Origin of the sequence: Streptomyces durbertensis (genome assembly GCF_014156695.1) — a bacterium.
GTDB classification, from domain to species: domain Bacteria; phylum Actinomycetota; class Actinomycetes; order Streptomycetales; family Streptomycetaceae; genus Streptomyces; species Streptomyces durbertensis.
On the sequence record NZ_WMLF01000156.1, the window covers coordinates 1 to 11,212 of the forward strand.

At 70.6% G+C, this 11,212-nt stretch carries 7 protein-coding genes; 1 reads left to right on the forward strand and 6 read right to left on the reverse strand.

Annotated features, from left to right (window positions below; genetic code table 11):
• Positions 1-140 precede the first annotated feature (140 nt).
• Entirely contained in the window at positions 141-953 is an 813-nt protein-coding gene (locus tag GL263_RS12800; RefSeq protein WP_182855792.1) for a thioredoxin domain-containing protein, read from the forward strand.
• A gap of 195 nt (positions 954-1,148) precedes the next feature.
• Here GL263_RS12800 and GL263_RS12805 read toward each other — a convergent pair whose 3' ends face one another.
• From GL263_RS12805 to GL263_RS12830, 6 genes are all read right to left on the reverse strand, one after another.
• Positions 1,149-1,634 (reverse strand): MarR family winged helix-turn-helix transcriptional regulator, encoded by a 486-nt coding sequence (locus GL263_RS12805; protein ID WP_182855793.1) that lies wholly within the window; start codon positions 1,632-1,634, stop codon positions 1,149-1,151.
• A gap of 185 nt (positions 1,635-1,819) precedes the next feature.
• A complete protein-coding gene (locus GL263_RS12810; protein ID WP_182855794.1) occupies positions 1,820-2,323 on the reverse strand; it encodes a hypothetical protein in 504 nt (167 codons plus the stop codon).
• A 95-nt stretch (positions 2,324-2,418) separates the two neighbouring features.
• Positions 2,419-3,120: a hypothetical protein gene (locus GL263_RS12815; protein WP_182855795.1), complete on the reverse strand. Its 702-nt coding sequence runs from the start codon at positions 3,118-3,120 to the stop codon at positions 2,419-2,421.
• A gap of 28 nt (positions 3,121-3,148) precedes the next feature.
• Positions 3,149-3,760, reverse strand: coding sequence for a hypothetical protein (locus GL263_RS12820; protein ID WP_182855796.1), 612 nt, complete (start codon positions 3,758-3,760; stop codon positions 3,149-3,151).
• Between the two features lie 188 nt (positions 3,761-3,948).
• Positions 3,949-4,425, reverse strand: a complete 477-nt coding sequence (locus tag GL263_RS12825; protein WP_182855797.1) for a hypothetical protein — start codon at positions 4,423-4,425, stop codon at positions 3,949-3,951.
• Between the two features lie 4 nt (positions 4,426-4,429).
• A partial coding sequence (locus GL263_RS12830; protein WP_182855798.1) for a polymorphic toxin-type HINT domain-containing protein occupies positions 4,430-11,212 on the reverse strand: 6,783 nt, incomplete at its 5' end.

The window sequence follows — 11,212 nt, forward strand, 5'->3', positions numbered from 1 at the left end:
CCCACCCTCCCGCTGCTCGTACACACCGTTGTGCGCCGGGGCCCGCCACGCCAGGCTGCTGCCCGCGGCTGACCCGCCGCGTGGCCGAACCCCGCACATACTGTCGAGTCAACACCCCTCACGACGGAGTACCCACAGCCATGAGCAAGCGCAACAGCCAGGAAGCCAAGAGAGTCGCCCGTGAGCGGCTGCGCGCCGAGCGGGAGAAGGAGGCGAAGAAGGCGAAGATGCGCCGCCAGCTCGGCGTCGCCGGCGCCGTCGTCGCCGCCCTCGCCGTGATGGGCGGCATCGGCTTCGCGGTGACGAAGATGCTGGAGGACGAGTACTGGGACGCGGCCGCGAAGCAGGACCTGGTCGCCCCGGCGAACACCTCCGGCAAGGACGGCCTGACCGTCCTGCTCGGCGACAAGGACGCGCCGAAGACGCTTGAGCTCTACGAGGACCCGCGCTGCCCGGGCTGCGCTGGCTTCGAGCAGAACGCGGGCGCCGAGCTGAAGAAGGGCATGGACGAGGGCAAGTACAACGTCGAGTTCTACGGCGCGAACTTCCTCGACAGGAACATCGGCGGTGAGGGATCGAAGAACGCGATGAGCGCGCTCGGCGCCGCCCTCAACGTCAGCCCCGACGCGTTCATGGCCTTCAAGGCGGCCATGTACTCGGACGAGTTCCACCCCGACGAGGGCGGCGACCCGTTCGCCAAGGACGACTACCTGATCAAGATCGGCGACTCGGTGCCCGAGCTGAAGGGCAACAAGCAGTTCGCCAAGGACGTCCGCGAGGGCACCTTCGACCGCTGGGGTCTGGAGCAGGCCAAGATCTTCGACGAGCGCAACATCGGCACCACCCCGACCCTGCGCTACGACGGCAAGCCGATCATCGACGAGTCCACGCAGAGCATCCCGAGCAACCCGGAGGCCCTGAAGACCGCCATCGACAAGGCGATCAAGGACTGACCCGGCGCGCGTCCAGCGCCCCGCCACGACACTCGGCCGGGTGCCTCCGGGAGGCACCCGGCCGAGTTGGCCCGGAGTTGTCAGTAGGGCTCTACTGCCGGGCGAGCCCAGCCGGGTCCCGGCGGATCATGCCGGACAGGCACCGGTCCGGGGAGCCGGACGGCGCAAGCGGTGAACCGGGGCCGTCCGCTCGGATCAGTGGTGCCACGCGTCACCCTTCACGTTGTGGATCATGCGTTGGAGGACCTTGAGGGTGCGGGCGTACTCTTCGTCCGGAATGCCCTCGTGTACCTGGCGGCGCAGCTCCGACTGCCGCGCCGCCGCACGGGAGTACAGCTCCGCGCCCGACTCGGTCCGCAGCAGGTGCCCGTCCTCGTTCTGAAAGACCAGGCCCCGGGCGACGAGGCTGTCGATGTCGCCGGGTAGGTCATCGTCGGGGCCCGGGTAGTAGCTGAGGAATTCGGTCAGTTCCGCGCGGCCCCAGCCCTTCGGGCGTTCGCTGAGGTGGTGCAGGACCCACCAGGCGGGCTGGGTCAGGCCGAGGACGCCGAGCGCGGTCCGGATGTTCTGGACGACGGCCTGGCCGGCCGCGTTGGCCCAGTACCCGATGGGCTGGGCGATGAGGCCGGCGTCGTCGTGAGAGGGGGCGAAGGGGGCTGAGGTGCTGCTCGAAGTGGTCATGGGGATAACGTAGAAATTCAACTTGACTTGAGGTCAAGCGTCTTGGGGTAACGAGTCGGGCCGGACGGCCGACGGGCGGACTTGCCCGGTCGCTCATGTTCGGAGCCGGACAGTGAGGGCTGCGTAGCCCTGGCCGAATCAACCACGAGGAGGCGGTACCGCCCGTTCTTCCTCCCGATGCTCTGTCAGCGAGGCATGTCCTTGCCTCGCAGCGCTGCCAGGAACGCGGGCAGGCGGCTCTTGTCGTCCTCAACGAGCTCCAGGACCGACTCCGCCAGCTTCCTGCGGCGTGTGCCCAGTTCCCGGTAGAAGAGCCACTTTCCTTGCTGGGCCGCTCGGCGGCAGGCGGGGCCGAGATCCGCGTTGCCACGCGCGACCTCTTCCTCGTCCGACTCGCCACTCACAATCTGGAAGGCCAGCTCAAGCGCGGCGTCACGGGCGTCCGGCGCCAGGTCGTCGGCCAGGCCCGCCAGAACGACCTCCAGGGTCGGCAACGCGGCACTGAAGAGCTGTCCCTGAACGACAACGACGTTCTCCAACCCCCAGTAGCCCTCCATCACCTCGTCCTCGGACTGGCCTGAGAGCATCTGCCGAAGAGCCGCCGGCACCTCGTGGGAACGCTCACCCGTCGTGTGAAACTCGTCCCAACGGACGCGTTCGATCTCGATCAGAAAGAGCGGCCTGCTCACCACGAACCTCCCGCCTCGGGGTGCAGCATCTGGCTTTGCTTGATCCGTCATCTGACCGGACACCGGGCCCGACCATTCACCAGCGCTCCGGCAGATCAACTCGCGGCATCGGAGCGCTTCCTCATGAACCGCAGGGCGGCCCGAGCCTTCTCGTCACGGGCCCACACCCGCCACCGCACGAGATCCGGGCTGTCGAAGACATGAGAGAACGTCTGCCATAGGTGGGCCCGCATTCCGTCCGCCTCCCACCAGCCCTCAGTCCAGCCGGACGCGTCGCTCAGTGGCCGCATGCGATCGAGTAGCGGTCTCAGCGCATCCACGCCCTCGGGCCCGCCTCGTTCCACCTCAGTCCAGCCCCTGCACTCCCAGTGGACGGCGTCCGACGCGACCAGATGCGACACGGTCGGAAAGACCGGCACGTACTCACCGCCCGCCTCGCTTCCCGCCATGAAGCGCACGACACCGTTTTCGTCCAGCCAGACCCCGAACGGGTGCGCCACGGAGTGTTCGATGAGCGAGACGGCCGGAAACCCGTCGTCCGCATCGAGGTCGAGCTCCGGCCAGAAGGTGACCGTCTCCTCCAACGACCACGAGAGACTGTCGTACCGCAGCCCGCCGAGCACCCGGACGTCTTCCAGCACGTCACGGCAACGACTCACCCGCTCTTGGCCGTACACCTCGGCGGCCTCCGCCCACTCCCCCTCACCCGGCCAGGGGCACTCATCGCCGTACGACGGCGTCCACCGCCCCACCGACCGGACGAACTTCCCGGCACGCTCACCCAGCACCCGCTCCACACGCGGCTCCCCACCGGGGCCGCACGCTTCACGGGCCGACATTCCGCGCCCACCCCTGAGCCCAGTCACGCTGAGCGGCTTCCACAGAAGGGAGCGAGGCCAGGCGCCTGGCGTACCCCCGAAGTGCCGCCACCCGTCCCGGATCCGCGAGAACCGCGAACCCGACGCCGACCTGCCAGTAGCCCGCAGCCATCAGAACCCGACCGTCCAACGAGGACATCACAAACGACGGATTGTTCCTCCCCGCCCCGAGCACTCCGCTCTCGCAACCCGCACCGGCGATATCCCAGCTGTCGCGGACGGAAACTCGCACCCAGCGCTGACACTCGAACTCCGGCTCATCCCGCGCGTCCGCGGCCAGGTCCAGCCCCACGACCAACTCGCCGCCGCCGCGCTCGGCCTCGGCGAGCAGGCCGGACTCCCTCGCAAGCCGACCCCAGGTCGTGTTGAGCGCTGAGGTGAGACCCGGCTTGTCATGACCGAGGATGACGTCCCGCCGCCCATCCTCCGGACGAAGCAGGGTGACACACCACGCCACGATCACGGGAATCAGGTCGTTGCGCGGCGCGACCACCTCCATGGCCGTGAAGCCGGCCGCGGCCAACGCCTCGCCGACCGTGTGACGCAGCTCGTTCAACACGGCCTCCCACGTCGGCAGCTAACCGATGCTCAGTCACTCTCGTTCCACCGGAGCCGTTCTGGCGGCGGACGACGCCCATCCCCGGGGCGACGAGGTCGACCGTCGTGTTGGCACGCGTCCCGACACTGTGCTCGGTCGGATGCCGCCCGAGGCACCGACCGAGTACCGGTTCGCCCGCCTCGGCCGTCCTACGTCCGCCGCACGCGACCTAGCAACTCACCCGCCAGTCGGGCAACCTCTGGCTCCGCAGAGAGGACCAGTTGTGCGAACACCTCGGCGCCGGCGGCAACCGCTGTCCGGGACCTCTGTTCCCAGTCGACCTTCGCCTCGTAGTTCGCGGCATGCGACGGTGCCGCTGCTGCCGCGGACTCCCACTGGTTCGCCTCGTAAACGCGCGTGAGTAGGGCGAGTAGTTCGGCGCGGCACGTCACGGCAGGGTCTGCCACGAGTTCGAGCAGGAAGGGCACCACATGCGGGGTCGCCTCCTGCACCACGAAGCCAAGTTCGCACACCCGGTCCCCGAGTTGGTCTACAGCGTCCTGAGCCACGTCTGCGTTACCCCAGGCGATCCTGCCCAGCAGTCCCGGCAGATCCGTGGCCGAGCCGGTCGCGTCTGTGAGTTCCGCCCACCTGACACGGGAGACGCCCTTCAGTGACCGGCCCATCGGCCTACCCTCCAAAGAGATCAGTGATCTTCAAACGTCTCATCGTCGCCTGACAGCTGTCACAGCCCGGCAGCAGCGACCTGTTCCGGGGATGCCCGAAGGGCTTTCGAAGCATGGCCAGGCTTCGGCTGCCTCGGACCAGGTCCCCGGCACGCATCGCCTGGGCGATACAACCTATCTCGGCACAGCCGCCGTGGTGTCCGACCTGGCCCAGTACGCGGCGCAGTGAGATCGGCAGGCTGAGAATGTCCGACTCTGTACGCCTGCGGCTGAAGTCGTAGTAGCGGTTACCGGACGGGGTCCACAGCACGGCCGTGGCGCCTTCGTTCTTGCCCGGCTCCATTCGCTTGAGGTCGGTGTAGACCCGCAGGTCGCACTCGAGACCGCTGCTGTTGTGGACCAGAAGGGCAGTGGCGGTCGTTGCCGCGCCCACGTAGTACGTGTGGATGCCTTCGACCGTGAGGTTGTGGACGCGTTGCTTCGCGGTCCACTGGTCTACGGCGGTGATCTGGACCCAGGTGCCGGAGGAGGTCTGGAGCCACTGGCCGGCGGCGAGTTCGTCGGCGTCGAGCCACTCGCCGAGCTGCGGGACCCAGAAGGGGTGGCCGTCGGTGGCGATGACCGAGGCCGTGCCACGGTCTGACGGGTTCCGGTCGTCGGCCGCGGCGGACAGGGCGCGACTCGTGCCGTCGCCGCCGGCCCCGGCCGCCCCGGCCGACACCGCGGCGGCGGAAAGCTCCGCGGTGCGGACGGTGACCTTGACCAGTTGCTTCTTACCCTCGCCGAGGATCGTGGCCGTGACCGTCTTGGACGTGGTCTTGCCGGTCTTCGGGTCGGTGGCCAGAACCTTGTCGCCGACCTTGATCTTGTCGATCGGCTTCTTGGAGCCGTCGGCCATCAGGACGTAGGTGCCGGGGACGAAGCTGTTGCAGCCAGGGCTGCCACCGCTGTTGTTTGTGGCGGTGTCGATGGCGTTGTCGCGGGCCTCTTCCTTCAGCTCCCGCTTGACGTTCTCCACCTTCCGCTGCGTGGGCTTCTTCTGCTGGGAGGGCTTGGGCTTCGGCTTGGGTTGGCTCCTGGGCTGCGGGCGCGGTTTGGGCTTGGCGCGGCGCTGGGCGGCGCGCTGGGCCTGGGCGCGGCGTTGCGCGGCGCGGGCCGCGCGTTGGCGGGCCTGGGCCGCGGCGCGGCGCTGGGCGGCGCGACGGGCTGCCGCTCGGGCGGCTGCACGGCGGGCTGCCGCGCGGGCGGCGGCGCGCTGGGCGGCGCGGCGGGCTGCCGCGCGGCGTGCGGCGGCACGGGCGGCGGCGCGGCGGGCGGCGGCGCGGGCGGCTGCACGGCGGGCTGCCGCCTGGGCGGCGCGGCGGGCGGCGGCCTGGGCCGCGCGGCGCGCGGCGTAGCGGGCGGCGGCGCGGATGGCGGCCTGGATCGCGATCCGGGCGGCGATGCCGACCAGGATCGGGAAGAAGAGGCCGTCGGGGTCGGAGAACGTCGCCGGCGCGTTGTTGGCGTAGGCGTACGGGTTGATGGTGGCCGGTTCGGTGTAGTCGACCATCGGGTCGACGGAGATGAAGCGGCCGGTCGCCGGGTCGTAGTCGCGGGCGCCGAGGCGGGTGAGGCCGGTGGCACGGTCGATGGTGCCGCCGACGAAGCCGCGTTCGCCGGGCCAGGAGGTGGGCGCGGCGCCGCGCTCGTCGCCGAACGGCATGGTCTGGCGGCGGACGACGCCCATCGCCGGGTCGACGAGGTCGACCGTCGTGTTGGACGTGCCGTGGTGGTCGCTCAGCATGAGTTCGCGACCGCCGCCGGTGCTGCGCACGGTGGTGGAGCCGTCCGGGTGCTCGTAGAAGCGCTGGGCGGTCCGTTCGCCGTTGCGGTCGTCGACGGTGAGCTCGGCCTCGCCGAGGTAGAGCGTCTTCTTGCCGTCGGGGGCGGTGCGGATGAGGCGTTCGCCGTCGGGGCCGTAGAGGTAGGAGGTCTCGGAGGTGCCGCCTTCCTCCAACGGTTCGCTGACCTTGGTCAGTTGGCCCTCGATGTCCCAGGTGAGGGTCTGGGTGACGCCGCCGCGCTGGCGCTTGGTGGTGTTGCCGGCCTTGTCGTAGGCGAAGGTGTTGAGGCGGTCGCCGCCGGGGCCGGTGGACAGCACCTCGGCGAGCGCGTTGGGGCCGCCGACGCCGTCCTTGCCGTAGCGGTAGGTGCGGGTGACGTCCTTGCCGGCGTCGCCGTCGGTGCTGTGCTCGACGAGCTTGGTGCGGTTGCCGGCCTCGTCGAACTCGTAGCTGTGCCAGTAGGCGTCGGGGCCGCCGACGGTCTCCCGGGTGGGGGCGCCCGCGCAGTCGGTCTTGGCCGTCCAGGCGGAGGTCATGCGGCGCAGCTGGTCGTAGGCGAAGCACTGGGTGTCCGGCTTGGCGTCGGCGGCGACGGCCTGGCCGGGGGTGGAGGTGATGCCGATGACGTTGCCGGCCTCGTCGTAGCGGTAGCGGACGTCGTCGATGCGGCCGGGGTTGACCGAGCGGTCGAAGGTGGCGCGGGTCAGCCGCTTGGTGAACTCGTCGAACTCGTAGGAGCTCCAGACCTTGCGGCCGGTGGCGCCGGACTCGACGCGCAGGGTCTCGCCGAAGGCGGAGTACTGGACGTCGGTGACGTAGTTGGCCGCGCCGCCGATGGAGATCGGGAGGCCGTCGGGGTTGTAGCGGAAGACGATCCGCTCGGTGGTGAGGCCGCCGACGCCGGGCACCTCGACCCAGGAGAGGTTGCCGGTGGAGGTGTAGGAGTAGCGGTAGTTGTAGGTGCCGCCGACGAGGCCTTCGGAGGCGGGGACGACGGTGCGGGTGCCGGTGGGGCGGTACGCCTTGTCGTAGCCGGTGACCTCCTCCCGGTACTGCTCGCCGTTGTGGTGGCGGATGGCGGCGACGGGCAGGCCCTTGCCGAGGGTGTCGTAGGTCCACTCCAGGCGCTTGGGGCCGTTCGGGCCGTCCTCGTGCAGGGAGACGGGTCGGCCGCCGACGTCGTACTTCGTGTACAGGGTGTTGCCGCGCGGGTCGGTGGTGGAGACGACGCGGTCGGAGTTGTCGTAGGTGTAGCGGGTGGTGCCGCCGTCGGGGTCGGTGGAGCTGGTCTGCCGGCCCCGGCCGTCGTAGGTGAACGTGGTCTCCGCGCCGCCGGGCGCGGTGATCTTCACGAGCTGGTCGAGCGCGTCGTAGTGGTAGGTGGTGTCACGCCACTTGGTGCGGGCCGTGTTGCTGTACTCGCGCAGCTTGGCGACGCGGCCCTCGTCGTCGGTGAAGGTGGTGGTGACGATGTCGCCGCCGGGCGGGACCGTGGTGGTGGAGTTGCCGGTCCGCTCGATGACCGTGCGGTGCTTCTCCTCGCCCCGGAAGTAGGCGATCTCGGCGGTGGGTTCGCCGAGCCCGTTGTAGGTGACGCGGCTCTGCGCGGGGACCTGGTGGTCGCCGACGAGCAGCAGCGTCGGGGAGGGCGCGGCCTCGTTGAAGTAGCCGTCGTTGGACTTGAAGTCGCGGCCGGCGCTGTCGTGGAAGGTGTCGGTGATGAGGCGTCCACCGCCGACTGCCTGGTCCTGGACCTGGCGGGTGCGCAGCAGGCCGTCGAGGATCTCGTAGGAGACCGAGTAGCTGCCGTTGTCGCGTATCGCGCGGGTGGTGACGACGGTGGGGGCGGTCTTGGTGATCGCGTACTCGTACGTCGCGGACGGGGTCTGGGTGGCCTTGTCCCGGTCGATGTCCCAGACCTTCAGCAGCCGACCGAGGGGGTCGTACTCCAGGTCGACGCGCTTGCCGTTGGCGTCGATCTCGGCGAGCGGCAGGCCGCGCAGCGGGTCGAACTCGACGGTCTCGGTGTGACCGAGGGCGTCGGTGGTGACGGTCCTGGTGGGGACGGCTCCGGTGGCCGGGGTGTAGGCGACGGTGGTGCGGCCGCCCTCGGTGTCGAAGGTGGCGGTCTCGCGGCCGTGCACGTCGTACTCGGTGCGGTCGGTGGTGACGTAGCCGTCGCCTTCGGCGTTGCGCTCCTGGACCTGGGTGACCAGGCCGGTGGTGGGGGCCTTGCCGTAGGTCTGGCCGTCGTAGAGCGTCCGGGTGTCGTCGAGGACGGTCGCGCCGGTCTCGGAGCACGCTCCGGCGGTGGTGACCTCGCGGACCTCCGCGTCGAGGATGTGCTTGGCGGTGTTGCGGGCGTAGGTGGTCGTGGTGCAGCGCTTGGTGCCGCCGGTGGTGACCTCGTCGACCTTGGTCGGCATGCCGTAGCTGTCGTAGGTCGTGGTCTCGGTGGCGCGCAGCCAGGTGTCGCCGTCGCCGCGTTCCCGGCTGCGGTTGGTGGCGGGGCGGACCATGTAGGCCTCGAGCGGCGTGGTGCCGGCGCGCTTGCGGCTGGCGGTCTTCTCCGCCCAGGTGGTGAAGGTGGTGGCGTTCTCGACCGGGCCGCCGTCGGAGGCGTAGGTGATCTCCTCGCGGAGCTGCCCCTGGAAGTGGCCGTGGTCGGTGACGGCGTTGCCCTCGGAGTCGCTGACCGAGGCGGTGCGGGTGCCGCTCGGCAGCTTGTCGCCGTGCATGCCGCGGAAGTAGCGGTGCTCGCTGAGCTGCTTGACGTCGTCGCCGGCGCCGAGGCGGGTGCGGACCCGCTCGTAGCCGCGGTACTGGCTCCAGGTGCGGTGCTTGTCGTCGGCGAACTCGCTGTCGTCGAAGGCCCAGGCGGCGCCGCCGAGGTACTCGTAGCTGGTCACCTTCGGCGGGGCGTCGGTGACGTTGTCCTCTTCGCGCACCTGGGTGACGACGTACTTGTGGAACCAGTCCTGCACCGGCTCCCAGGCGCCCTCGGGCGTCCAGTACTGCGGGTAGCAGCGGTAGGTGTTGGTGTGCGGGTTGGCCGGCATCCGCTTCGGCGCGAGTGCCCGGCAGTCGCGGTCGGAGTAGGTGACGGCGATGCTGCCGCCGGTCTCGGTGCGGATGGCGTTGACGCGCCAGCGGGAGAACGGCGGCAGGCCCTCCAGCCCGTCGACGCGGTTGTCGAGCTGGATGCCCTCGAAGGTGACCGGCGGCATGGAGGCGGTGCTGCCGTCGGCGGCGTGGCCGGTGCGGGTGAGGGACTTCAGCCAGAGGGCGGGTGAGGTGCCGTCGCCGGTGGCGGGGAAGGACTGGTCGAGCGTCCAGCTGTCGACGGTGCGCAGGTCGGTGCCGACCAGGACGGAAGTGCTGATCTTGGTGAGGCGTTTGGTGGTCCAGAACGTCGGGCTGTTCTTGCCCTTGCAGCTGGCGCCGGACTTGCACTCCTGGTCCAGCGGCACGTCCGGCCAGTGGGTGGCGTTCGCCGGGGTGCGGTTGGCCACCGCGCAGTCGAAGTTCGCGGTGGTCACGCAGCGTTCGGCGACGGTGAAGCCGACGCGGCCGGCGGGCTGGCCGGTGAAGAGCGAGGCGGCGCGCTGGCCGTAGTCGATGCGGCGGAGGTAGGTGGCACGGGTGTACGCGACGCCGGTGTCCTTCCCGGCGGCGCCGTAGCGGTTGGTCTCCTTGGTCCACCACAGCGTCATCGCGTCGCCGTGGGTGTCCACGACGTAGTCCAGGTTCCAGCGCCAGCCCTGGGTGCAGGAGGAGGCGGCGAAGGTGCTGGCGTGGCAGGGCTCGCCGGGGTGGTTGCCGTAGACGGGCGCGGTGGCGACGGAGTTGGTGACGGTGTCGTCGGGCGCGCCGGGCAGCTTGTTCAGGCCGAAGTGGTACCGGGTGCCGTCGGTGGTGGTGACGACCCAGTGTTCGCCGTCCTTGGTGCCGTTGGCGGCGCCGGTCTTCCGCTCGACGCGGGAGCCGTCGTCGTCGGCCGGGCGCCACTCGCCGGTGGTGTCGTCCTTGACGAGTTCGGTGGAGCTGCCGCCGAGCGACATGATCACCTGGTCGGAGCCCCAGCACAGGTCGCCGGTCTTGGTGGTGTTGTTGGCGCCGTTGCCCTGGTCGTCGGCGCAGGAGCGGTAGCGGCGCTCGATGAAGCCGGGCTCGTAGTCCCAGCCCTCGGCGACCCAGGAGGACTGGCCGTTGGTGGAGGCGGTGCGGCCGTCGACGGACTGGGAGGAGTAGCCGAGCGCGATCTCGGGCTGGGGTCCGCCGGGTACCTCGGGGGTCTCCACGGGGTAGGTCCAGGAGAAGCCGCCGGAGGAGCTGCCGGCCATCCAGGAGCCGGACGGCGAGAGCGGGGTGGCGGAGTAGGAGCCGGAGGAGCCGGAGGAGCCGGCGGCGGCCGCGAAGACCATGGGCTGGGCGGCGGCCGAACGGGCGCCGAGCGCACCCGACTTGGCGGTGGCCGGGGCCAGGTCGACGTCGGCGGTCACAGTCTGCTCGGCCGGGTCGTTGTTGCTGGGAAGCGGGGTGGCGGTGCGGCAGGCGGCCTTGTCCGGCGTGGTCAGCGCGCAGGCGGGGAGCTGGACGATCCGCAGCCGGCCGGCCCAGTCGCCGCCGTAGAGCTCGTCGAAGCCGGAGTAGTCGACGCGGACGCCGACCTCGCCGCGGGCGGGGCTGTCGTCGCCGCTCGGGGTGAGGCCGCCGCCGGTGGTCGGCGCGAGGGTGAACAGCAGCCCGTCGACGCCGGCACGGCGGGCGGCGGCACGGTTCAGGACCTCGACGCGGGCGGTCTCGCCGGGGCGGGCGGCCCGCTTCCGCTCGGAGCCGCGCTTGCGCTTCGAAGCGTCCTTGGAGTCCGAGGCACCGGGAGTGGTGAGGGCGACGGGCAGACCCGCTCCGGTCCCGCCGCGGTCGTCGCGCAGCAGCGGGGTGGGCCGGTCACCCGGGCG